At 65.7% G+C, this 23842-nt stretch carries 19 protein-coding genes and 5 tRNA genes; all 24 read right to left on the bottom strand.

Translation table 11 applies throughout. The features are described 5' to 3' along the window. Positions 1 to 5: 5 nt before the first annotated feature. Positions 6 to 830 (bottom strand): 50S ribosomal protein L2, encoded by an 825-nt coding sequence (gene rplB / locus SVA_RS16470; protein ID WP_096462254.1) that lies wholly within the window; start codon positions 828 to 830, stop codon positions 6 to 8. 11 nt (positions 831 to 841) lie between these two features. Beyond that, positions 842 to 1159, bottom strand: coding sequence for a 50S ribosomal protein L23 (rplW, locus tag SVA_RS16475; RefSeq protein ID WP_096462255.1), 318 nt, complete (start codon positions 1157 to 1159; stop codon positions 842 to 844). Beyond that, positions 1156 to 1764 (bottom strand): 50S ribosomal protein L4, encoded by a 609-nt coding sequence (gene rplD, locus SVA_RS16480; protein WP_096463005.1) that lies wholly within the window; start codon positions 1762 to 1764, stop codon positions 1156 to 1158. The genes rplW and rplD overlap by 4 nt, the downstream gene beginning before the upstream one ends. A 27-nt stretch (positions 1765 to 1791) precedes the next feature. Then, positions 1792 to 2466, bottom strand: a complete 675-nt coding sequence (rplC, locus tag SVA_RS16485) for a 50S ribosomal protein L3 (protein ID WP_096462256.1) — start codon at positions 2464 to 2466, stop codon at positions 1792 to 1794. A 10-nt stretch (positions 2467 to 2476) separates the two neighbouring features. Beyond that, a complete protein-coding gene (gene rpsJ, locus SVA_RS16490; protein WP_096462257.1) occupies positions 2477 to 2788 on the bottom strand; it encodes a 30S ribosomal protein S10 in 312 nt (103 codons plus the stop codon). A gap of 113 nt (positions 2789 to 2901) precedes the next feature. Then, entirely contained in the window at positions 2902 to 4092 is a 1191-nt protein-coding gene (tuf, locus tag SVA_RS16495) for an elongation factor Tu (protein WP_096462258.1), read from the bottom strand. 93 nt (positions 4093 to 4185) lie between these two features. Continuing rightward, the gene (gene fusA, locus SVA_RS16500; protein WP_096462259.1) at positions 4186 to 6288 is read right to left on the bottom strand and encodes an elongation factor G; all 2103 of its coding nucleotides are present in this window, start codon (positions 6286 to 6288) and stop codon (positions 4186 to 4188) included. Positions 6289 to 6341: 53 nt separating this feature from the next. Further along, a complete protein-coding gene (rpsG, locus tag SVA_RS16505; protein WP_096462260.1) occupies positions 6342 to 6812 on the bottom strand; it encodes a 30S ribosomal protein S7 in 471 nt (156 codons plus the stop codon). A 105-nt stretch (positions 6813 to 6917) separates the two neighbouring features. Then, positions 6918 to 7292: a 30S ribosomal protein S12 gene (rpsL, locus tag SVA_RS16510; RefSeq protein ID WP_096462261.1), complete on the bottom strand. Its 375-nt coding sequence runs from the start codon at positions 7290 to 7292 to the stop codon at positions 6918 to 6920. A gap of 121 nt (positions 7293 to 7413) precedes the next feature. Beyond that, the gene (rpoC, locus tag SVA_RS16515; protein WP_096462262.1) at positions 7414 to 11628 is read right to left on the bottom strand and encodes a DNA-directed RNA polymerase subunit beta'; all 4215 of its coding nucleotides are present in this window, start codon (positions 11626 to 11628) and stop codon (positions 7414 to 7416) included. A gap of 134 nt (positions 11629 to 11762) precedes the next feature. Beyond that, positions 11763 to 15863 (bottom strand): DNA-directed RNA polymerase subunit beta, encoded by a 4101-nt coding sequence (rpoB, locus tag SVA_RS16520; protein ID WP_096462263.1) that lies wholly within the window; start codon positions 15861 to 15863, stop codon positions 11763 to 11765. Positions 15864 to 16008: 145 nt separating this feature from the next. Then, entirely contained in the window at positions 16009 to 16386 is a 378-nt protein-coding gene (gene rplL, locus SVA_RS16525) for a 50S ribosomal protein L7/L12 (RefSeq protein ID WP_096462264.1), read from the bottom strand. Positions 16387 to 16419: 33 nt separating this feature from the next. After that, on the bottom strand, positions 16420 to 16947 hold the full coding sequence (rplJ, locus tag SVA_RS16530) for a 50S ribosomal protein L10 (RefSeq protein ID WP_096462265.1): 528 nt from the start codon (positions 16945 to 16947) through the stop codon (positions 16420 to 16422). Positions 16948 to 17263: 316 nt separating this feature from the next. Further along, positions 17264 to 17953 (bottom strand): 50S ribosomal protein L1, encoded by a 690-nt coding sequence (gene rplA, locus SVA_RS16535; protein ID WP_096462266.1) that lies wholly within the window; start codon positions 17951 to 17953, stop codon positions 17264 to 17266. A gap of 1 nt (position 17954) precedes the next feature. Further along, positions 17955 to 18389, bottom strand: a complete 435-nt coding sequence (gene rplK / locus SVA_RS16540) for a 50S ribosomal protein L11 (RefSeq protein ID WP_096462267.1) — start codon at positions 18387 to 18389, stop codon at positions 17955 to 17957. A gap of 142 nt (positions 18390 to 18531) precedes the next feature. Continuing rightward, on the bottom strand, positions 18532 to 19065 hold the full coding sequence (nusG, locus tag SVA_RS16545; protein ID WP_096462268.1) for a transcription termination/antitermination protein NusG: 534 nt from the start codon (positions 19063 to 19065) through the stop codon (positions 18532 to 18534). Positions 19066 to 19067: 2 nt separating this feature from the next. Then, a complete protein-coding gene (gene secE, locus SVA_RS16550) occupies positions 19068 to 19415 on the bottom strand; it encodes a preprotein translocase subunit SecE (RefSeq protein WP_096462269.1) in 348 nt (115 codons plus the stop codon). Between the two features lie 32 nt (positions 19416 to 19447). Next, positions 19448 to 19523: transfer RNA gene (locus SVA_RS16555), tRNA-Trp, on the bottom strand. Between the two features lie 110 nt (positions 19524 to 19633). Further along, a complete protein-coding gene (tuf, locus tag SVA_RS16560) occupies positions 19634 to 20824 on the bottom strand; it encodes an elongation factor Tu (RefSeq protein WP_096462258.1) in 1191 nt (396 codons plus the stop codon). 87 nt (positions 20825 to 20911) lie between these two features. Continuing rightward, a tRNA-Thr gene (locus SVA_RS16565) sits at positions 20912 to 20987 on the bottom strand. 30 nt (positions 20988 to 21017) lie between these two features. After that, positions 21018 to 21091: transfer RNA gene (locus SVA_RS16570), tRNA-Gly, on the bottom strand. 47 nt (positions 21092 to 21138) lie between these two features. Then, a tRNA-Tyr gene (locus tag SVA_RS16575) sits at positions 21139 to 21223 on the bottom strand. Positions 21224 to 21299: 76 nt separating this feature from the next. Beyond that, positions 21300 to 23594, bottom strand: coding sequence for an aconitate hydratase (locus SVA_RS16580; RefSeq protein WP_169924151.1), 2295 nt, complete (start codon positions 23592 to 23594; stop codon positions 21300 to 21302). 170 nt (positions 23595 to 23764) lie between these two features. After that, positions 23765 to 23840, bottom strand: a tRNA-Thr gene (locus SVA_RS16585). Between the last annotated feature and the right edge of the window lie 2 nt (positions 23841 to 23842).

Raw genomic sequence — 23842 nt, forward strand, 5'->3', positions numbered from 1 at the left:
CCTCCTTACTTCTTGCGCCGCTGCACGATCATGCGATCGGTGCGCTTGTTGTGGCGGGTCTTGTAACCCTTGGTCGGCGTCCCCCACGGGCTCACCGGATGGCGGCCGCCCTTGGTGCGGCCTTCGCCGCCGCCGTGCGGGTGGTCGACCGGGTTCATCGCGGTACCGCGGACTGTCGGGCGAATGCCGCGCCAGCGAGCCGCACCCGCCTTGCCGAGCTTCCGCAGGCTGTGCTCGCTGTTGCCGACCTCGCCGATGGTCGCCCGGCAGTCGATGTGCACCCGGCGTACCTCGCCGGAACGCAGCCGGAGCTGCGCGTAGCTGCCCTCGCGGGCGACGAGTTGCAGGCCGGCACCGGCCGCCCGGCCGATCTGCGCCCCCGCACCGGGCTTGAGCTCGACGCAATGGACCGTGGTACCGACGGGAATGTGCTTGAGCGGGAGGCAGTTGCCGGCCTTGATCGGCGCCTGCGCACCCGATACCAGCTCGTCTCCGGCCTTTACGCCGTTCGGGGCGATGATGTAGCGGCGCTCGCCGTCCGCGTAGATCATCAGCGCGATATGGCTGCTTCGGTTCGGGTCGTACTCGAGCCGCTCGACACGTCCCGGAATGCCGTCCTTGTCGCGCACGAAATCGATGATGCGGTAGTGCCGCTTGTGCCCGCCGCCCTGATGACGTACGCAGACCCGGCCGTAGTTGTTGCGGCCGTTCTGCTTCGTCTTCTTCGCGAGCAGCGGCGCGTGCGGCGCGCCCTTGTGCAGGTCGCGGTTGACGACCTTCACCATGCCGCGGCGGCCGGCGGAAGTCGGTCTGACTTTGACGAGTGCCATCGTGGTTGCCCCTACGCCTGCTGCCCGAGGAAGTCGATGTCCTGACCTTCCTTCAGCCGCACGTACGCCTTCTTCCAGTCCTTGCGCCGGCCCTCGAAGCGGCCCGAGCGCTTGGCCTTGCCCTTCATGTTCACGACCGTGACGGACTCGACCTGGACGTTGAACATCTTCTCGACCGCCTGCTTGATCACGGGCTTGGACGCGTCCGGGCGCACCTCGAGCACGATCTGGCGGTGCTTGTCCGCGAGCCGCGTGCTCTTCTCCGAGACGTGCGGCGCGAGGACGATCTGAAACAGCTTCTCTTCGTTCACGGTCTTCACGGCGGTCATTGCAGCAGCGCCTCGAGTCGCTTGATCGCGCCCGCCGTCATCACCACCTTCTCGTGGCGCAGCAGGCTTACGGGATCGGCGGCGCTAGCCGGCCGCACGTCCACGAGCGGCAGGTTGCGCGCCGCGAGTGCAAGACCTTCGTCCAGCCCCTCGGTCACGATGAGCGCATCCGGCGCGTTCAGCGCCTTGAGCTGCGCGAGCACCGTCCTGGTCTTCGGCTGCGCGACCTTGAAATCGTTGACCGTCACGAGACGTCCCTGGCGCACGAGCTCGGACAGGATCGCGCGCAAGGCGCCGCGATACATCTTGCGGTTCACCTTCTGCGTGAAGTTCTCGTCCGGCGACGCCGGGAACACCTTGCCGCCCCCGCGCCACAACGGGCTGCGGATGGTTCCGGCCCGTGCTCTGCCGGTGCCCTTCTGACGGAAGGGCTTGGCGCCGCCGCCCCGGATCTCGGCACGAGTCTTCTGCTTGCGGGTCGCCTGGCGCGCATTCGCCTGGTAGGCCACCACCACCTGGTGGACCAGCGGCTCGTTGAACGCAGCGCCGAACACGGCGTCGGCGAGCTCGATCTCGGATCCGGCGGCCTGGCCCGCTTCATTCATGACTTGCAGCTTCATGGCGTAACCTGACTATTTCTTCTTGGCTGGCGCCGCGGCCTTGGAAGCCTTGGCCTTGACGCTCGGCCGGATCATCACGTCCGCGCCCTTCGGCCCGGGAACCGCGCCTTTCACGAGGAGCAGGTTGCGCTCGGCATCGACCTGCACCACCTCCAGATTCTGCTGGGTGCTGGTAACGTGACCCAGATGCCCGGCCATGCGCTTGCCCGGGAACACGCGGCCCGGCGTCTGGCGCTGGCCGATGGAGCCCGGCGCCCGGTGCGACAGCGAGTTACCGTGGGTCTCGCGGCCGCCGCCGAAATGGTGCCGCTTGATGACGCCGGCATAGCCCTTGCCGATCGAGGTGCCCTGCACGTCGACGAAGCTGCCGACGCTGAACAGATCCACCTTGATCTCGGAACCGCTTTTGAGGTCCGCGCCTTCGCCGTCCGCCAGACGAAACTCGCGCAGGCGACGACCCGGGGCGACGCCGGCCTTCGCGTACTGACCCGCGACCGCCTTGGTCAGCCGGTCGGCGCGGCGCTCGCCGGCAGCGACCTGCACCGCCGCATAGCCGTCGCTTTCGGGCGTCTTCGGCCGCACCACGCGATTCGGCGGAATCTCGAGGACGGTGACGGACACCACGGCCCCGTCGGCCGCGATCACGCGGGTCATGCCGATCTTTCTGCCTATCAATCCGAGCGCCATGGCCAATCCTTCAGGAAAGCTTGATTTCCACGTCCACGCCGGCGGCGAGGTCGAGCTTCATCAGCGCATCCACCGTCTTGTCGGTCGGCTCGATGATGTCCATGATCCGCTTGTGCGTGCGGATCTCGAACTGATCGCGTGACTTCTTGTCCGCATGCGGCGACCGCTGCAGCGTGTAGCGCTCCATCTTGGTCGGCAGCGGGATCGGTCCCTTGACGAGGGCGCCAGTGCGCTTCGCCGTGTCGACGATCTCCGAGGCCGAGCGGTCGATCAAGCGGTGATCGAACGCCTTGAGCCGAATCCTGATTCGCTGGTTTGCCATCTTCTAGCTCTTTGCCGCGGTTAGCTGCATCGGTACGTGAGATCGTCAGATCGCGAGGTCGTGAGGTGGAAGATCTTCGCCCTCACGCCCTCCCGCTTCCCGCCCTCGCGCCGTTACTCGATCACCTTCGCCACCACCCCCGCCCCCACGGTGCGGCCGCCTTCGCGGATGGCGAAGCGCAGGCCCTCTTCCATGGCGATCGGGTTGATGAGGGTGACGGTCATCTTGATGTTGTCCCCGGGCATGACCATCTCGGTGCCCTGGGGGAGGTCGACCGAGCCCGTGACGTCGGTCGTCCGGAAGTAGAACTGGGGCCGGTAGCCGTTGAAGAACGGCGTGTGGCGCCCGCCCTCTTCCTTGGTGAGGACGTAGACTTCCGCCTCGAACTTGGTGTGCGGCGTGATGGAGCCGGGCTTCGCCAGCACCTGGCCGCGCTCGACTTCCTCGCGCTTGGTGCCGCGCAGGAGCACGCCGACGTTGTCGCCGGCCTCGCCCTGGTCGAGGAGCTTGCGGAACATCTCGACCCCGGTGACGGTGGTCTTGGTGGTCGGCTTGATGCCGACGATCTCGACCTCGTCGCCCACCTTGACGATGCCGCGCTCGACCCGGCCCGTGACCACGGTGCCGCGGCCGGAGATCGAGAACACGTCCTCGATCGGCATGAGGAACGGCTTGTCGATCTCGCGCTTGGGCTGGGGCACGTAGGCGTCGAGGGCCTCGGCGAGCTTGACGATCGAGGGCTCGCCGAGCTCGGACTGGTCGCCTTCGAGCGCCTTGAGCGCGCTGCCGGTGATGATCGGGGTGTCCTTGCCGGGGAAGCCGTACTTGGTGAGCAGGTCCCGGACCTCTTCCTGGACGAGCTCGAGGAGGTCCTTGTCGTCGACCATGTCGGCCTTGTTCAGGTACACGACGATGTAGGGCACGCCCACCTGGCGGGCGAGCAGGATGTGCTCGCGGGTCTGGGGCATCGGGCCGTCGGCGGCGGACACGACCAGGATCGCGCCGTCCATCTGCGCGGCCCCGGTGATCATGTTCTTCACGTAGTCGGCATGGCCCGGGCAGTCGACGTGGGCGTAGTGACGCTTCTCGCTCTGGTACTCGACGTGGGAGGTCGCGATGGTGATGCCGCGCTCGCGCTCCTCGGGGGCGTTGTCGATCTGGTCGTACGCCCGGACCTCGCCGCCGTACTTGGTCGAGAGCACCTTCGTCAGCGCCGCGGTCAGCGTCGTCTTGCCGTGGTCGACGTGGCCGATGGTGCCGACGTTCAGGTGGGGCTTGGTGCGTGCGAATTTTTCCTTGGACATAACTTATGCCTCTGCCTTCATGCCTGTATTCACAGAGAGATCGGTAGATTTCCGCTTCTTCGACGAGAAGCTACCGATCATCATCCTCCTCATCTAGCTCGCTTTTTTTAGTATGGTCTCGGCGACATTCGCCGGGACAGGCGAGTACTTCTTGAACTCCATCGTGTAGGTCGCGCGGCCCTGCGTCGCCGAGCGCAGGCTCGTCGAGTAGCCGAACATGTTCGCGAGCGGCACTTCCGCGCGCAGCACCTTCACGCCACCGTGGCCGTCGTCCATCGCCATGATGACGCCGCGCCGCGAGTTCAGGTCGCCGGTCACGGCACCCATGTAATCCGGCGGAGTCGTGACCTCGACGTCCATGATCGGTTCCAGCAGCACGGGGTCGCCCTTCACGCCGGCCTCGCGCCAGCACAGGATGGCGGCCATCTTGAACGCGTTCTCGTTCGAGTCCACCTCGTGGTATGAGCCGAAATGCAGCGTCGCCTTCACGTCGACGACGGGGTAGCCGAACTTGATGCCGCGCGTCATCGCTTCGTCGATGCCCTTCTTGACCGCCGGAATGAACTCGCGCGGGATCACGCCGCCCTTGATGCCGTCGACGAACTCGAAGCCCTTGCCGGGCTCCTGCGGCTCGAACTTGATGACCACGTGGCCGTACTGACCGCGGCCGCCGGACTGCTTGACGAAGCGGTATTCCTGGTCCACCGGCCGGCGGATCGTCTCGCGGTAGGCCACCTGCGGCTTGCCGACGTTCGCCTCGACGCTGAACTCGCGCTTCATGCGGTCGACGATGATCTCCAGGTGCAGCTCGCCCATGCCGGCGATGATGGTCTGGCCCGACTCCTCGTCGGTGAATACCCGGAACGACGGGTCTTCCTGGGCCAGCCGGTTCAGCGCCAGGCCCATCTTCTCCTGGTCGGCCTTGGACTTGGGTTCGACCGCCTGGGAGATCACGGGGTCGGGGAACTCCATGCGCTCCAGCGTGATGACCTTGTTCGGGTCGCACAGCGTCTCGCCGGTGGCGATCTCCTTCAGGCCGACGCACGCCGCGATGTCGCCGGCGCGCACCTCCTTGATCTCCTGACGCTCGTTGGCGTGCATCTGAAGCAGCCGACCGATGCGTTCCTTCTTCCCGCGGACCGGGTTGTACACGGTATCGCCGGAGCTCAGCACGCCGGAGTACACGCGTATATACGTCAGGGCGCCCACGAACGGATCCGTGGCGATCTTGAACGCGAGCGCGGCAAACGGCTCGTCGTCCGTCGCGTGGCGCTCGGCGATCGTGCCGTCCTTGTCGTCGAGATGGCCCTTGATCGCCGGGCGATCGATGGGCGAGGGCAGCAGGTCGATCACCGCGTCGAGCGCGGCCTGCACGCCCTTGTTCTTGAACGCGCTCCCGCACAGCACCGGCACGATCTCGAGCTTGAGGTTGCGCTCGCGCAGACCCTGCCTGATTTCGTCCTCGGTGAGCGCCTCGCCGCCCAGGTACTTTTCCATGAGCGCCTCGTTCGCCTCGGCCGCCACTTCGACCATCTGCTCGCGGTACTTCTTGCAGGACTCCAGCATCTCGGCCGGGATATCCTTTTCCTCGAAGCGGTTGCCCTGCGTTTCCTCGTCCCAGTAGATGGCCTTCATCTTCACCAGGTCGACGACGCCCTTGAACCCGTCCTCGGCGCCGATGGGCAGCTGGATGGGCACGGCATTCGCGCCGAGGCGCTCCTTCAGCTGCTTGACGACGTTGAGAAAGTTCGCGCCCGCGCGGTCCATCTTGTTGACGAACGCGATGCGCGGCACCTTGTACTTGTTTGCCTGGCGCCAGACGGTCTCCGACTGCGGCTGCACGCCGCCGACCGCGCACAGCACGAAGATCGCCCCGTCGAGCACGCGCAGGCTGCGCTCCACCTCGATGGTGAAGTCGACGTGTCCCGGGGTGTCGATGATGTTGAAGCGGTGCTCCGGGCGCGACTGGTCCATGCCTTTCCAGAAGCAGGTCGTGGCGGCGGACGTGATCGTGATGCCGCGCTCCTGCTCCTGCTCCATCCAGTCCATGACGGCCGTGCCCTCGTGCACCTCGCCCAGCTTGTGGGAGATGCCCGTGTAGAACAGGATGCGCTCCGTGGTCGTGGTCTTTCCGGCATCGATATGGGCCATGATGCCGAAATTACGGTAGCGCTGGATGGGAGTTGTACGGGCCACGACGGCGATTCCTCGGTTCGGTAAGACGATTCCTTAATAAGGAGACGGACCGGTTACCACCGGTAGTGCGAGAAGGCCTTGTTGGCCTCTGCCATGCGATGCACGTCCTCGCGCTTCTTCACGGCGTTGCCGCGCTTCTCGGAGGCATCGAGGAGCTCGTCGGCCAGGCGTCCGCCCATGGACTTGCCGCTGCGCGAGCGGGCCGCATCGACGACCCAGCGCATGGCGAGCGCCATCTGCCGCTTCGGACGCACCTCGACGGGTACCTGGTAGGTGGCGCCACCGACGCGCCGGCTCTTGACCTCCACCAGCGGCCGCACGTTGTCGAGCGCCTGGTTGAACACTTCCACCGGGTCGCTTTTCCCGCGGCTCGCCATGGTGTCGAGCGCGCCATAGACGATTCTCTCGGCCGTGGACTTCTGGCCGTGGCGCATCACCACGTTGATGAACTTGGCGACGGTCTCGCTCAGGTACTTCGGATCCGGCGTGATCGCGCGCTTCGGAACTTCTCTTCGTCTCGGCATACTGCCATCCCCTGCGGGGTATTTGTAAACGCCTGTTTATATAAGGAACGCCGTTCGCGGCGTTCGCGTGATGCTCGCCTGACGACCCGGCAGGCCGGGCCGGCTTCAGGACTTGGGCCGCTTGGCCCCGTACTTGGAGCGCCCCTGCTTGCGATCCGCGACTCCGGCCGTATCGAGGGTGCCGCGAACCGTGTGGTAACGCACGCCCGGCAGGTCCTTCACGCGCCCGCCGCGGATGAGCACCACGGAGTGCTCCTGCAGGTTGTGGCCCTCGCCGCCGATATACGTGATGACCTCGTAGCCGTTGGTCAACCGGACCTTCGCCACCTTGCGGAGCGCGGAGTTGGGCTTCTTGGGCGTCGTGGTGTACACGCGCGTGCAGACCCCGCGTTTCTGCGGGCAGTTCTCCAGCGCGGGCACCTTGCTCTTGCTGGTCGCCCGCGTGCGGGACTTGCGAACCAGCTGATTAACCGTCGGCATTGATTTCTCCGGGGTACAGAAACAAACGACAGGCCGGCTTCCGACCGGCCTGTCGAGGGGCGCGATTCTAGGGGCCTGTTACAGGGGTGTCAAGCCAGAACAGGCCTTTATACCGCTGTTTTCAGGCGCCAACCGCCTCTTCGCCGGACTCGGTCCGGGGGCCGCGCAGACGGCCGCTCAGCGACCGCTCGAGCTCCCGCGCCTCTTCCCTGGCCTCGCCGCGCTGGCGCCGCCGCTCCTGGTGATAAGCGAGCCCCGTCCCGGCCGGGATGAGCCGGCCGACGATCACGTTTTCCTTGAGCCCCCGGAGCAGGTCGTGCTTGCCGTTGATGGCCGCCTCGGTCAGGACGCGGGTCGTCTCCTGGAACGACGCTGCCGAGATGAAAGACTCGGTCGACAACGAGGCCTTGGTGATGCCGAGCAGTACGGGCTCGAAGGTGGCCTCCTTTTTCTTGTCCAGCGACACCTCCTCGTTCTCCTCGAGGAGCCTCGCCCGCTCCGCCTGCTCGCCCGGCAGGAACCGGGTGTCGCCCGGATCGAGCACCTTCACCTTGCGCAGCATCTGCCGGACGATCACCTCGATGTGCTTGTCGTTGATCTTGACGCCCTGGAGACGGTACACGTCCTGGACCTCGTCCACGATGTAGTTGGTGAGCGCCTCGGCGCCGAGCAGCCGGAGGATATCGGAGGCGACCGGCGCGCCCTCGACGATCACATCGCCCTGCTCCACGGTTTCACCCTCGAACACCGTGATGTGCCGGCCCTTCGGGATCAGGTACTCGTGATCCACGCCTTCCTTGTCGGTGATGATGAGCCGCTGCTTGCCCTTGGTGTCCTTGCCGAACGACACGACGCCGCTCGTCTCAGCGAGGATGGCGTGGTCCTTGGGCTTGCGCGCCTCGAAGAGCTCGGCCACCCGCGGCAGGCCGCCGGTGATGTCGCGGGTCTTCGACACCTCCTGCGGGATGCGCGCGAGCACGTCGCCCACGCCCACCTTGGCGCCGTCCTCCACGGTAATGATCGCGCCCGGCGGCAGCATGTACTTCGCCGGGATCTCTGTGCCCGGGATCGTGACCGGCTTGCCCTTGCCGTCGAGCAGCGTGATGACCGGGCGGATGTCTTTCGCGCCCGAACGGTGCTTGGCGTCGAGCACGACGTAGGTCGACAGCCCCGTGATCTCGTCGGTCTGCTTGTTGACGGTCACGCCTTCGATGAGGTCGCTGAAGGCCACTTTGCCCGCCACCTCCGTGATGATCGGGTGCGTATGCGGATCCCAGTTCGCGACGACGGTCCCGGCCTTGGCGCGGCTGCCGTCGATCACGGAGAGCACGGCGCCGAACGGCACCTTGTAGCGCTCCCGGTTGCGGCCCTGGTCGTCCTGGATGATGAGCTCGCCCGAGCGGGACACCGCCACGTGGTTGCCGCTCGCGTGCTTCACGAGCTTGATGTTCTTGAGGCGCACCGTGCCCGTGGTCTTGACCTCGATGCGCGAGATCGCGGTCGCGCGCGAGGCGGCGCCGCCGATGTGGAACGTCCGCATCGTGAGCTGCGTGCCCGGCTCGCCGATCGACTGCGCGGCGATGACACCCACCGCCTCGCCGAGGTTCACCAGGTGACCGCGGCCGAGGTCGCGCCCGTAGCACTTGCGGCACACGCCGTAGCGCGTGTCGCAGGTCACCGGCGAGCGAACCAGCACCTGGTCGATGTGCTTCTCCTCCAGCAGCGCGACCAGACGCTCGTCGATCATGGTCCCGTCGGGGATGATGACCTGCTTGTCGTCGGCCGGGTCGCGGATGTCGCCGATCACGACGCGCCCGAGGATGCGATCCTTGAGCGCGATCACGACCTCGCCGCCTTCCACGAGCGCGCTCTTGGTCACGCCGTTGGTGGTGCCGCAGTCGTCCTCGGTGACCACCAGATCCTGGCACACGTCGACCAGGCGCCGGGTCAGGTAACCGGAGTTCGCGGTCTTGAGCGCGGTGTCGGCCAGGCCCTTGCGCGCGCCGTGGGTCGAGATGAAGTACTGCAGCACGTTCAGGCCTTCGCGGAAGTTCGCCGTGATCGGCGTCTCGATGATCGAGCCGTCGGGCTTGGCCATCAGGCCGCGCATGCCGGCGAGCTGGCGGATCTGGGCGGCGCTGCCGCGCGCGCCCGAGTCGGCCATCATGTAAATCGAGTTGAACGAGTCCTGCTTGACCGCCTGACCCTTCGCGTCCTCCACCTGTTCCACGCCGAGCTGGTCCATCATCGCCTTCGCGATGCGCTCGCTCGTGTGGGTCCAGATGTCGACGACCTTGTTGTAGCGCTCGCCGTCGGTCAGCAGCCCCGAAGCATACTGGTTCTGTATGCTCCGCACCTCGCTCTCGGCGGCGCCGATGATCTCGGCCTTCTCCGCGGGCGTGAGCATGTCGTCGACGCCGATCGAAATACCGGCGCGCGTCGCGTAGTAGAAGCCCGTGTACATCAACTGGTCGGCGAAAATGACGGTTGCCTTGAGCCCCACCCGCCGGTACGCCTGGTTGATCAGCTCGGAGATCGCCTTCTTCTTGAGCTCCCGGTTGATCATCTCGAACGGCAGCCCTTCCGGCAGGATTTCCGACAGGAGGGCGCGGCCGACCGTGGTGTCGTAGAGCTTGTGGGTCTCGGTCCCGGCGCCGTCCTCGCCCAACTGCACCTCCCGGATGCGCACCTTGATCTTCGCGTGCAGCGAGACCTGCCGCGACTCGTAGGCGCGGTGCACCTCGGCCACGTCCGCGAAGGCCTTGCCTTCGCCCGGGGCGTTCACGCGCGAGCGCGTCATGAAGTACAGCCCGAGGACGATGTCCTGCGAGGGGACGATGATCGGGTCGCCGTTGGCGGGCGAGAGCACGTTGTTGGTCGACATCATGAGCGCGCGCGCCTCGAGCTGCGCCTCGACCGAGAGCGGGATGTGGACCGCCATCTGGTCGCCGTCGAAGTCGGCGTTGTACGGCGCGCACACGAGCGGGTGCAGCTGGATCGCCTTGCCCTCCACGAGCTGCGGCTCGAACGCCTGGATGCCGAGGCGGTGCAGCGTCGGGGCGCGGTTGAGCAGCACCGGGTGCTCGCGGATCACCTCTTCGAGGATGTCCCAGACCTCGGGGCCGGCCGCCTCGACCATCTTCTTGGCGGCCTTGATGGTGGTGGCGAGGCCCTTGGCCTCGAGCTTGTGGAAGATGAACGGCTTGAACAGCTCGAGCGCCATCTTCTTCGGCAGGCCGCACTGGTGGAGCTTGAGCGTCGGGCCGACCACGATGACCGAGCGGCCGGAGTAGTCGACACGCTTGCCGAGCAGGTTCTGGCGGAACCGGCCCTGCTTGCCCTTGATCATGTCGGCCAGCGACTTGAGCTGGCGCTTGTTGGCGCCCGTGATCGCCTTGCCGCGGCGGCCGTTGTCGAGCAGCGCGTCCACCGCCTCCTGCAGCATGCGCTTCTCGTTGCGCACGATGATGTCCGGGGCGTTCAGGTCGAGCAGGCGCTTCAGACGGTTGTTGCGGTTGATGACACGCCGGTAGAGATCGTTGAGGTCGGACGTCGCGAACCGGCCGCCGTCGAGCGGCACGAGGGGACGCAGCTCCGGCGGCAGCACGGGCAGGATCTCGAGCACCATCCACTCCGGCCGGTTGCCCGAGTACAGGAACGCCTCGATGACCTTAAGGCGCTTGGTGAGCTTCTTGATCTTGGTCTCGGAGTTGGTCTCGGCCAGCTCGCCACGAAGCTTCTTCGCCTCTTCCTCGAGGTTGATCGACCGCATGAGGTCGCGGATGGCCTCCGCGCCCATGCGCGCGTCGAACTCGTCGCCGTACTGCTCGATGGCGTTGAGGTACGCGTCCTCGGAGAGCAACTGGCTCTTCTCGAGGGGCGTCATGCCCGGATCGATGACCACGTAGGCCTCGAAATAGAGCACGCGCTCGATGTCGCGAAGGGTCATGTCGAGGATGAGACCCATCCGCGAGGGGAGCGACTTCAGGAACCAGATGTGCGCCACCGGCGAGGCGAGCTCGATGTGGCCCATGCGCTCGCGCCGGACCTTGGAGAGCGTCACCTCCACGCCGCACTTCTCGCAGATCACGCCGCGGTGCTTCAGGCGCTTGTACTTGCCGCACAGGCACTCGTAGTCCTTCACCGGCCCGAAGATCTTGGCGCAGAACAGGCCGTCGCGCTCCGGCTTGAAGGTCCGGTAGTTGATCGTCTCCGGCTTCTTCACCTCGCCGTAGGACCACGAGCGGATCTTCTCGGGCGACGCGAGGCCGATCCGGATGGAATCGAAGTCCTCGGTCTTGCCCGGCTGCTTGAAGAGGTTGAAAAGATCTTTCAAGGTCTCGTCTCCTGACCAATCGGTCGTAGAGTGACTACTCTGTAAATCCGCCTGTCATTGCGAGGAGCGCCTTCGCGACGAAGCAGTCCCTGAGGTCTGCCCGCCGCCGGCGTCCCCGCGGTTCGCTCACGCGGTCATTCCTGCTCCAGCTCGATGTCGATGCCGAGCGCCCGGATCTCCTTCACCAGCACGTTGAAGGACTCGGGCATGCCGGCCTCCATGCGGTGGTCGCCCTTGACGATGTTCTCGAACATCTTCGTGCGGCCCTGCACGTCGTCCGACTTGACGGTGAGCATCTCCTGGAGCGTGTACGAGGCGCCGTAGGCCTCGAGCGCCCACACCTCCATTTCGCCGAAGCGCTGGCCGCCGAACTGGGCCTTGCCGCCGAGCGGCTGCTGGGTGACCAGCGAGTACGGGCCGGTCGAGCGCGCGTGCATCTTGTCGTCGACCAGGTGGTTGAGCTTGAGCATGTACATGTAGCCGACCGTTACCGGGCGATCGAATGCCTCGCCGGTGCGCCCGTCGTAGAGCGTGGTCTGGCCGGACCGCGGAAGCCCGGCGAGCTCGAGCATCTCCTTGATCTCTTCCTCGGTCGCGCCATCGAACACCGGCGTGGCGACCGGAACGCCCTTGCGCAGATTGCCCGCGAGCTCCACCACTTCGTCGTCCGTGAGCGACTTGATGTCTTCCTTGTGTCCGGCGCGGCCGACGTGGTTGTAGACCTTCTCGACCAGCTTGCGCAGATCGTCGATCCTCTTCTTCTCCGCCCGGTAGTCGTCGAGCATGCGGCCGATCTTGGCGCCGAGCTCGCTCGCTGCCCACCCGAGGTGCGTCTCGAGCACCTGGCCCACGTTCATGCGCGAGGGCACACCGAGCGGATTGAGCACGATGTCGACCGGCGTGCCGTCGGCGGTATACGGCATGTCCTCGACCGGCACGATGCGCGAGATCACGCCCTTGTTCCCGTGGCGGCCCGCCATCTTGTCGCCGGGCTGCAGCCGCCGCTTCACGGCGACGTACACCTTCACCATCTTGAGCACGCCCGGCGCGAGATCGTCGCCCGAGGTGAGCTTGGCCTTCTTCTCGGTGAAGCGCAGGTCGAACTGCTCCTTCTGCTTGGCGAGGTAGCCTCGGATCTGCTCGAGCGCCTGCGACGCCTCCTCGTTCTTGAGGCGGATGTCGAACCACTTCGAACGCGGCAGCTCCTCGAGATACGTCTTGGTGATCTTGTCGCCGGCCTTGAGGCCCGCCGGGCCGCCGTCGGCCTGCTTGCCGATCAGCTGGCGCTCGAGGCGCGCGTAGGCGTCGTCCTCGACGATGCGGTACTGGTCGTCGAGGTCCTTGCGGATGCTCGCGAGTTCCATCTCCTCGATGCTCTTCGCGCGCGCGTCCTTCTCGACGCCTTCGCGCGTGAACACCTGCACGTCGATCACCGTGCCCGAGATGCCCTGCGGCACGCGCAGCGAGGTGTCTTTCACGTCGGACGCCTTCTCGCCGAAGATCGCCCGCAGCAGCTTCTCCTCGGGCGTCAGCTGGGTCTCGCCCTTCGGCGTGACCTTGCCGACCAGGATGTCGCCGGCGTCGACCTCGGCGCCGATGTAGACGATGCCGGATTCGTCGAGCTTGGCGAGCGCGGATTCGCCGACGTTGGGGATGTCGCGGGTGATTTCTTCGGGGCCGAGCTTGGTATCGCGCGCGACCGTCTGCAGCTCCTCGATGTGGATCGTCGTGTAGACGTCGTTCTCGACCACCCGCTCGGAGATGAGGATCGAGTCCTCGAAGTTGTACCCGTTCCAGGGCATGAAGGCGACGAGCACGTTGCGTCCGAGGGCGAGCTCGCCCATGTCGGTCGACTGGCCGTCGGCCAGCACGTCACCCTTCGCCACCATGTCGCCCACCTTCACCAGCGGGCGCTGGTTGATGCAGGTGTTCTGGTTCGAGCGCTGGTACTTGGTGAGGTTGTAGATGTCCACGCCCACCTCGCCCGGCCTGGTCTCCTCGTCATTCACGCGCACCACGATGCGCGAGGCGTCGACCGAGTCCACCAGGCCGCCGCGGTAGGCGACCACGGTCGCGCCCGAGTCGATGGCGACGATGCGCTCGATGCCGGTGCCGACCAGCGGCTTCTCGGTCTTGAGCGTCGGCACCGCCTGGCGCTGCATGTTGGAGCCCATGAGCGCGCGGTTCGCGTCATCGTGCTCGAGGAACGGGATTAACGAAGCCGCAACCGACACGATCTGCGACGGCGCGACGTCGATGTACTCGACCTTGTCCGGCGTGGACAGGGTGAACTCGTTCTTGTGCCGCACCGAGACCAGCTCGTCCACCAGGCGCCCGTGCGAATCGATCGCCGCGTTCGCCTGGGCGATCACGAACTTGCCCTCCTCGATGGCCGAGAGGTAATGCACTTCCTCGGCAACCTTGCCGTTCACCACCTTGCGGTACGGGGTCTCGAGGAAGCCGTACTCGTTCGCGCGCGCATAGACGGCGAGCGAATTGATGAGCCCGATGTTCGGACCTTCCGGCGTCTCGATCGGGCACACCCGGCCGTAGTGGGTCGGGTGCACGTCCCGCACCTCGAAGCCCGCGCGCTCGCGCGTCAGGCCGCCCGGGCCGAGGGCCGAGACGCGGCGCTTGTGCGTGACCTCGGACAGCGGGTTCGTCTGGTCCATGAACTGCGAGAGCTGGCTCGAGCCGAAGAACTCCTTGATCACGGCCGAAACGGGCTTCGCGTTGATCAGCTCCTGCGGCATCAACCCTTCCGACTCGGCCAGGCTCAAACGCTCCTTCACGGCGCGCTCCACGCGCACGAGGCCGACGCGGAACTGGTTCTCCGCCAGCTCGCCGACCGAGCGCACCCGGCGGTTGCCGAGGTGGTCGATGTCGTCGATCTCGCCTTGGCCGTTCTTCAGTCCGATGAGGATCTTCATCGCGTCGATGATGTCCTCCTTCGTCAGGATGCCCGGGCCCTCGTCGGAATCGCGACCGACGCGGCGGTTGAACTTCATGCGGCCCACCGCCGAGAGGTCGTAGCGATCGGGCGTGAAGAACAGGTTGTTGAACAGCGTCTGGGCGGCGTCCTTGGTCGGCGGCTCGCCGGGACGCATCATCCGGTAGATCTCGATCTGCGCCTCGAGCGCGTCGCGGGTCGGATCGAGCCGCAACGTGTCCGAAATGTAGGGGCCGCGATCGAGGTCGTTCGTGTAGATCGTGCGGACGGACTCAATGCCGGCCGCGAACATCTTCTCGATCAGGTCCTGCGTGATGACGTCGTTCGCGGAGGCAATCACTTCGCCGGTCTGCGTGTTGATCACGTCTTCGCCCAGCGCGCGGCCGGCCAGGAACGCCGGCGGCACCACGAGGTGCTTCAGGCGCGCCTTCTCGAGCTCGCGCACGTGCCGACCCGAGATGCGCCGGCCGGCTTCGATGATGACCTCGCCCTTGGGGGTCTTGATGTCGAAATCGAGCTGCACGCCGCGCAGCCGGGGCGCGATCAGCTCCAGGCGAATCTCGTTCTTCACGAGATGCCAGCTGTCCATGTCGAAGAACGTCTGCAGGACGTCAGGGGTCGACATCCCGAGCGCGCGCAGGAGGATCGTCGCCGGGAGCTTCCGCCTCCGGTCGATGCGCACGTAGAGGTAGTCCTTGGGATCGAACTCGAAGTCGAGCCACGAGCCGCGGTACGGGATTACCCGCGCCGAGAACAGGAGCTTCCCGCTCGAATGGGTCTTGCCGTAGTCGTGCTCGAAGAACACGCCCGGCGAGCGGTGTAGCTGCGAGACGATGACGCGCTCCGTACCATTGATGATGAACGTCCCGTTGTCGGTCATGAGCGGGATCTCGCCCATGTAGACTTCCTGCTCCTTGATGTCGCGCACCGACTTGGTGCCGGTCGTCTCGTCCTTGTCGAAAACGACCAGGCGCACCAGCACGCGGAGCGGCGCGGCATAGATGAGGCCGCGCTGCTGGCATTCCTTCACGTCGAATTGGGGATTTCCGAGCCGGTAGCTCACGAACTCCAGAGCGGCGTTCCCGTTGTAGCTCTCGATCGGGAAGACGCTCTTGAAGGCCGCCTGCAGACCCTGGTCGATGCGCTGCTCGGGCCGCACGTCCGCCTGCAGGTACTGGCGATAGGAGTCCTTCTGGATCGCGAGCAGGTAGGGTACGCGCAGGACGCTCGGGCGCTTGCCGAAGGTCTTGCGAATGAGTTTCTTCTCGGTGAATGAGTAGGCCATTACGGTTCCTCTGGCTTCGAGTGACCCGGCGGGTCAGTCCCCGTCACAAGACGAAAACAGGGCGTCGACCGGCGGGGATCCCGCCGGTCGCACCCGACTTGCTTTCAGCGCCCGCAGTTCCGGGCGTCCATATGACAGCAGCAAACTACTTGAGTTCGACCTTGGCGCCGGCCGCCTCCAGCTCCTTCTTCATCTTCTCGGCGTCGGCCTTGGGCACCGCTTCCTTCACGGTCTGCGGCGCGCCCTCGACCAGGTCCTTGGCCTCCTTGAGGCCCAGGGTCGTCACGGCGCGGACGGCCTTGATGACCGCCACCTTGTTGTCGCCGGCCGCCGTCAGGACGACGTCGAAGGCGTCCTTCTGCTCGACCGGGGCCGCGGCGGCACCCGCAGCCGGGGCGGCAACCGCCACGGCAGCGGCGGCCGAGACGCCGAACTTGTCTTCCATGTCCTTGATGAGCTCGGAGAGCTCGAGCACGGACATGCCCGCGATCGCGTTCAAAATCTCTTCTTTCGATACAGCCATGGTCACAGTCTCCTGAAACGGTCTTCGATTGCGTTAAGCGGCGGCCTGCTTGGCGTCGCGCACCGCGGCGAGGGTGCGCACGAACTTGCCCGGCACCTCGTTCAGCGTCCGGACGAACTTCGCGACCGGTGCCTGCATGGTGCCGAGGAGCATCGCCAGCAACTGCTCGCGCGAAGGAAGCTTGGCGAGCGCCTGCACCTGCTCGACGCTCATGAGCTTGCCGCTCATGGCACCGGCCGTGATGCGCAGCGCCTCGTTGTCCTTCGCGAACTCCGCGAGCACCTTGGCCGCCGCCACCGGATCCTTGGAGATGGCGAGCGCGAGCGGCCCGGAGAACGACTCCTTCAGGCACTCGAAGCTCGAACCCTCCACGGCCCGGCGGGCAAGCGTGTTCTTCACCACGCGCAGGAACACCTCCGACTGCCGCGCGCGCTTGCGCAGCTCCGTCATTTGCGCGACGGTGAGCCCACGGTACTCCGCGAGCAGCGCCGCCTGGGCGTCCTTGAGCTTCGCGGACACCTCGGCGACCACCACCTTCTTCTCTTCGATATTGAGACTCATACGAGTCACCTCCGTTATAACGAGCCCCCTTACCGACTCCCCCTCTCCCGCGACAGCGGGAGAGGGCAAGGGGTGAGGGTCAGCCCAACCACGGTGACCGTATTCAGGAGCGATCCTGTTTCGGGTCCACCGTCTGCGCAGGCCATACCGACATTAAGCGCTTGCGCGCGCCTGCGGTCTTTGACGTGCGCCCCGCCCCGCACTGCGGGCGGCGCGCCCCAAAGTTCGTCGATTGCGTGAGGTCGGCAGTTCGGGGGGTGAAAAAAGCGATCTCGCCCTCCCGCTCTCACGACCTCACGCGCTCACGTCTTCTCCATTACAGCGAGGCCGTATCCAGCTGGATGCCCGGCCCCATCGTCGTGGAGACCGTCAGCCTCTTGAGATACGTTCCCTTCGCCGCGGCCGGGCGGGCCTTGTTGAGCGCCGCCAGCAGCGCCGCAAGATTCTCCTTCAGCGCCTCGGGCTCGAAGGACGCCTTGCCGATCGAGCAGTGCACGATTCCGGCCTTGTCGGCGCGGAACTGCACCTGACCTGCCTTCGCGCTCTCGACCGCCTTGGCCACGTTCGGCGTCACCGTTCCCACCTTGGGGTTCGGCATCAGGCCGCGCGGGCCGAGAATCTGGCCAAGCGCGCCCACGATCTTCATCGCCTCCGGCGTCGCGACCACGAGATCGAAGTCGATCTGGCCCTGTTTGATGCGGTCGGCGAGGTCCTGGAAGCCGACGATGTCGGCACCCGCCATCTTCGCCGCCTCCGCCGCCTTGCCCTCCGCAAACACCGCGACCCGGACCTTCTTGCCGGTCCCGCGCGGCAGCGCCGCCGTCCCGCGCACGTTCTGGTCGGACTTCTTCGCGTCGATGCCGAGGTTCACCGCCACGTCCACGGACTCGTCGAACTTCGCGGTCGCGGTCTCCTTGAGGATGCGCAGCGCCTCGTCGACGGCGTAGACCCGGGTTGGATCGATCTTGGCCCGCTGGGCCTTCATGCGCTTGCCGATGGCCGCCATGTCACACCCCCTCCACGTCGACGCCCATGTTGCGCGCGCTGCCCGCGATCATGCGGACCGCCGCCTCCAGGTCGCCGTGGCAGTTGAGGTCGGGCATCTTGACCTTCGCGATCTCCTCGAGCTGCTTGCGCGTGATCTTGCCCACCTTGGTCTTGTTCGGCTCGCTGGAGCCGCTCTCCAGCCCCAGTGCCTTCTTGATCAGGACCGTCGCCGGCGGCGTCTTCTGAATGAAGGTGAAGCTCTTGTCGCTGTACACGGTGATGATCACCGGGATCGGCAAGCCTTTCTCGAGCTTCTGGGTCTGCGCGTTGAACTGCTTGCAGAACTCCATGATGTTGAGGCCGTGCTGGCCGAGCGCCGGACCGATGGGCGGCGACGGGTTCGCCGAGCCGGCCGGCACCTGCAACTTCACGTAGGCCGTAACTTTCTTTGCCACTGGTTGTCTCCTGCGAGTCCAAGCGCCTTACTGAATTCAGGCTCCTCGCTCTTCGTTGAATACGTGAGATCGGGAGGTCGTCAGGTCGTGAGCCGGACGGGTTTCGCTCTCCCGTTCTCGCGACCTCGCGCCCTCACGTGTTTCACGCTTTTTCCACCTGCGAAAAATCCAGCTCCACGGGCGTCATGCGCCCGAAGATCGAGACCGATACCTTCAGCTTGTTTTTCTCGTAGTTCACGTCCTCGACCGTCCCGTTGAAGTCCTGGAACGGGCCGTCGGTCACGCGCACCTGCTCGCCCGCCTGGAACGAGAACTTCGGCTTCGGTTTCTCCACGCCTTCCTGCACCTGGCGAATGATCGCGTCGGCCTCCTTGTCGGAGATCGGGGTCGGCTTCATGCCGGAGCCGCCGATGAAACCCGTCACTTTGGGAACGTTCTTCACGAGGTGCCAGGACTCGTCGTCCATTTCCATCTTCACGAGCACGTAGCCCGGGAAGAACTTGCGCTCGCTGGTGCGCTTCTGGCCGCTCTTCATCTCGACGACTTCTTCGGTCGGGACCAGGATTTCGCCGAACTTGCTCTCCATGCCGCGGTTGCGGATGTGCTCCTTGAGCGAACGCACCACCGACTTCTCGAAGCCGGAGTAGGTGTGCACCACGTACCATCGCATCGTCATGCCTACGCCCTCTGCCCGGTGAGCGCCTGCATGATCTTGAGCAGCCCCCAGTCCACGATCCACAGGAATACCGCGATCAGCACGACCATCCCGAACACGACGAGCGTGACCTGCATCGTCTCCTTGTTGGACGGCCAGACCACCTTGCGCAACTCTGCACGCGACGCCTTGGTGAACTCCCAGAGCCGCCTGCCCGGCTCCGTCTGGTAACCGATCGCCGCTCCGACCGCCGCTGAGCCGAGCACGATGAGCGCCCGCACGAAGTCCGGCTGGTTATCCAGGTAATAGAATCCGGCGATGCCGAGCACGAAGATCAGCACCGCGAGGATGAGTCTGAATCGATCCGCCATCTAACTAAGAATTCGCTATGCCGCCGAAGGAGTGGCAGGCCAGGAGGGTCTCGAACCCCCAACCTGCGGTTTTGGAGACCGCCGCTCTGCCAATTGAGCTACTGGCCTGTACGCTACGCGAATGGTCAATGTTGAATTTTGAATGTTGAATTCAGGGTCGCGCTTCGCGCGCTCATTCATTCAACATTCAGCATTAAGAATTCAACATTGCCCTTGTTCTACTCGATCACCTTCGCCACCACCCCCGCCCCCACGGTGCGGCCGCCTTCGCGGATGGCGAAGCGCAGGCCCTCTTCCATGGCGATCGGGTTGATGAGGGTGACGGTCATCTTGATGTTGTCCCCGGGCATGACCATCTCGGTGCCCTGGGGGAGGTCGACCGAGCCCGTGACGTCGGTCGTCCGGAAGTAGAACTGGGGCCGGTAGCCGTTGAAGAACGGCGTGTGGCGCCCGCCCTCTTCCTTGGTGAGGACGTAGACTTCCGCCTCGAACTTGGTGTGCGGCGTGATGGAGCCGGGCTTCGCCAGCACCTGGCCGCGCTCGACTTCCTCGCGCTTGGTGCCGCGCAGGAGCACGCCGACGTTGTCGCCGGCCTCGCCCTGGTCGAGGAGCTTGCGGAACATCTCGACCCCGGTGACGGTGGTCTTGGTGGTCGGCTTGATGCCGACGATCTCGACCTCGTCGCCCACCTTGACGATGCCGCGCTCGACCCGGCCCGTGACCACGGTGCCGCGGCCGGAGATCGAGAACACGTCCTCGATCGGCATGAGGAACGGCTTGTCGATCTCGCGCTTGGGCTGGGGCACGTAGGCGTCGAGGGCCTCGGCGAGCTTGACGATCGAGGGCTCGCCGAGCTCGGACTGGTCGCCTTCGAGCGCCTTGAGCGCGCTGCCGGTGATGATCGGGGTGTCCTTGCCGGGGAAGCCGTACTTGGTGAGCAGGTCCCGGACCTCTTCCTGGACGAGCTCGAGGAGGTCCTTGTCGTCGACCATGTCGGCCTTGTTCAGGTACACGACGATGTAGGGCACGCCCACCTGGCGGGCGAGCAGGATGTGCTCGCGGGTCTGGGGCATCGGGCCGTCGGCGGCGGACACGACCAGGATCGCGCCGTCCATCTGCGCGGCCCCGGTGATCATGTTCTTCACGTAGTCGGCATGGCCCGGGCAGTCGACGTGGGCGTAGTGACGCTTCTCGCTCTGGTACTCGACGTGGGAGGTCGCGATGGTGATGCCGCGCTCGCGCTCCTCGGGGGCGTTGTCGATCTGGTCGTACGCCCGGACCTCGCCGCCGTACTTGGTCGAGAGCACCTTCGTCAGCGCCGCGGTCAGCGTCGTCTTGCCGTGGTCGACGTGGCCGATGGTGCCGACGTTCAGGTGGGGCTTGGTGCGTGCGAATTTTTCCTTGGACACGGGGAACCTCGTTTCTTCTCTTCTCGCAGAAGCGATTGGAACTGCTGTCTCGTGGCCGCGCACCCGCGCGGCGCTACTACAATCAGATGGAGCCCATAACCGGAATCGAACCGGTGACCTCTTCCTTACCAAGGAAGTGCTCTACCGACTGAGCTATATGGGCGCAGCCTGTACGCCCGCAACCTCCGCCAACTGGAGCGGGTGATGGGAATCGAACCCACGTCATCAGCTTGGAAGGCTGAGGTTCTACCATTGAACTACACCCGCGTGGATGCGCGTTTTGAGTGACCTCGCCCGGGACTGCCGCTCCGACTTGGTGGAGGGGGGAGGATTCGAACCTCCGAAGGCAGAGCCGTCAGATTTACAGTCTGATCCCTTTGGCCGCTCGGGAACCCCTCCCAAAAACAGAAGCCGCGAATTGTGCGGATTAGGCTTCGCCTTGTCAACAAAGGTCGTTGATTTTTGGGAATTTCGGTCAGGCTGTCCGTCCCTGCTCCTGCAACCTTATTAGATTCAGCGCGGACCCTGCCCGGAACCAGGCGACCTGTTCACGGGTGAGGCTGTGGTTTGCCTCGAATTCTTCGGTCGAGCCGTCCGCGTGGGCGATGCGCACCCGCACCGACTGGCCCGGGACGAGCTCCTGCAGGCCGAGGAAGCTGAGCCTGTCGTCCCTCCGGACGCGCTCCCAGTCCCCCGGATTGCAGAACACGAGCGGCAAAATGCCCTGTTTTTTGAGGTTCGTCTCGTGAATGCGCGCGAAGCTCCGGCTAATGACCACACGGGCGCCGAGGTATCGGGGGGACATCGCAGCATGCTCGCGCGAGCTGCCTTCGCCGTAATTCCGGTCGCCTATGGCCACCCACCCCTGCCCACGCGCCTTGTACTCCCGGGCGACGGCCGCGGCAGCCTGGTCCTCGGATCCAGTGTGGACGTTGTAGGCCGTCCCGGGTTTCGCCGTGAACGCGTTGTCCGCGCCGGAGAACATGTTGTCGCTGATCCGGTCCAGATGTCCCCGGTAACGCAGCCAGGGTCCGGCCGGCGAGATGTGGTCGGTCGTGCACTTGCCCTTTGCCTTGAGCAGGACCGGCAGGTCGCGATAGCCCTCGACCGGATCGACGGGGTCGAAAGGGGCGAGCAGGGCGAGCCGTTCGCTTTTCGGGTCGACCTGTACCACCGCCCCTGCCGCATGGTCCGACGGCGGGACATACGCCGACCGGCCGGTCTCGAAACCCCTGGGCGGGAACTCCTCGGCCCGGGGCGGACTCAGTTGCACCCGCTCCCCGTCCGGCCCAGCCACGCCTTCGCGGATCGGATCGCGATCCAACCGACCGGCGAGCGCGTAGGCGGTCACTACCTCCGGGCTGGCGATGAACGCATGGGTCTGGGGGTTGCCGTCGTTGCGGCGCGGGAAGTTCCGGTTGTACGAGGTGAGGATCGCGTTCTTTTCGCCCGATTTCGTGTCCGAGCGCTCCCACTGTCCGATGCAGGGGCCGCACGCGTTCGCGAGCACGGTGCCGCCGATGGCTTCGAGATCGGCGAGCAGCCCGTCGCGCTCGATGGTGGCGCGCACCTGTTCGGAGCCGGGCGTCACCAGGAACGGCACCCGTGCCTTGAGGCCGTGCTTGCGTGCTTCCCGCGCCACATGGGCGGCGCGCCCGATGTCTTCGTAGGACGAATTGGTGCAGCTCCCGATGAGCGCGGCCTTCAGCTCGACCGGGTAGGCGTGCTCGCGCACGTCGGCGCCCATCCGGGAGACCGGCCGGGCGAGGTCGGGCGTGTGCGGCCCGACGATGTGCGGCTCGAGCGCCGACAGATCGATCTCGACCACCTGGTCGTAAAATCTGTCCGGTTGGGCGAGGACTTCGGGGTCGGCGGTCAGGTGCGCACTCGCCGCCTCGGCGAGGCGCGCCCATGCCTCTCTCCCGGTGGCACGCAGGTAATCGCCCATGCGGCGATCGAACGGGAAGACCGACGTGGTGGCGCCGAGCTCGGCGCCCATGTTGGTCACCGTCGCCTTGGCGGTACAGGACAGCGATGCGGTCCCCGGACCGAAGTACTCGACGATCTTGTTCGTTCCCCCGGCGACGGTCAGCATCCCGGCAAGCTTCAGAATCACGTCCTTGCCGCTGGTCCAGCCGGACAGCTCGCCGGTGAGGCGCACGCCCACCAGCTTCGGCCACAGGAGCTCCCACGGAAAGCCGACCATGACATCGACCGCGTCGGCGCCGCCGACCCCTATGGCGAGCATCCCGAGACCGCCGGCGTTCGGCGTATGGGAGTCGGTTCCGATCATGAGACCGCCCGGGAAGGCGTAGTGCTCGAGGAGCACCTGATGAATGATTCCGGACCCCGGCCGCCAGAACCCCATGCCGTACTTGGCGGCGCTCGAGGCGAGGAAGTCGTAGACCTCCTTGTTGGTGGTCTCGGCCGCCTCGAGGTCCTCGATGGCCCCGACCCGGGCGCGCACGAGATGGTCGCAATGCACCGTGGTCGGCACCGCGACGGTCGTCCTTCCCGCCGTCATGAATTGCAGAATGGCCATCTGCGCGGTCGCGTCCTGCATCGCCACGCGATCCGGACGCAGCGCCGCCGTGGTGCTGCCGCGCTCCGGGAGTCCTTCGCCCCGGTCCTCCCAGTGTGCATAGAGGATCTTCTCGGCGAGCGTGAGCGGCTTCCCCGTCCGCGCGCGGATGGACCGGAGGTGCTCCGCCATCGTTTCGTACCGATGCCGAATCATCGGCAGGGCGTCTGCGGGTGTCTTTTCGAGCATGGCTGCGGACCTGCTTGATGGAATAGTTAGTGGTGTTGTGGTTCCGGCGGACGGAATTGCACGCGCGTATGCGTCATCCGGGCAGCCAGGGATCAACCTGCAACGCCGCGATCGCGTTCCTGTGGCGCACCCGCCAACGCAGTGGCACGGCCTTCGATCGTGTGGCGGCATGGAGCCCGCAGAGGGAATCGAACCCCCGACCCTCTGATTACAAATCAGATGCTCTACCGGCTGAGCTATGCGGGCGC

The organism is Sulfurifustis variabilis (genome assembly GCF_002355415.1).
Lineage (GTDB): Bacteria > Pseudomonadota > Gammaproteobacteria > Acidiferrobacterales > Sulfurifustaceae > Sulfurifustis > Sulfurifustis variabilis.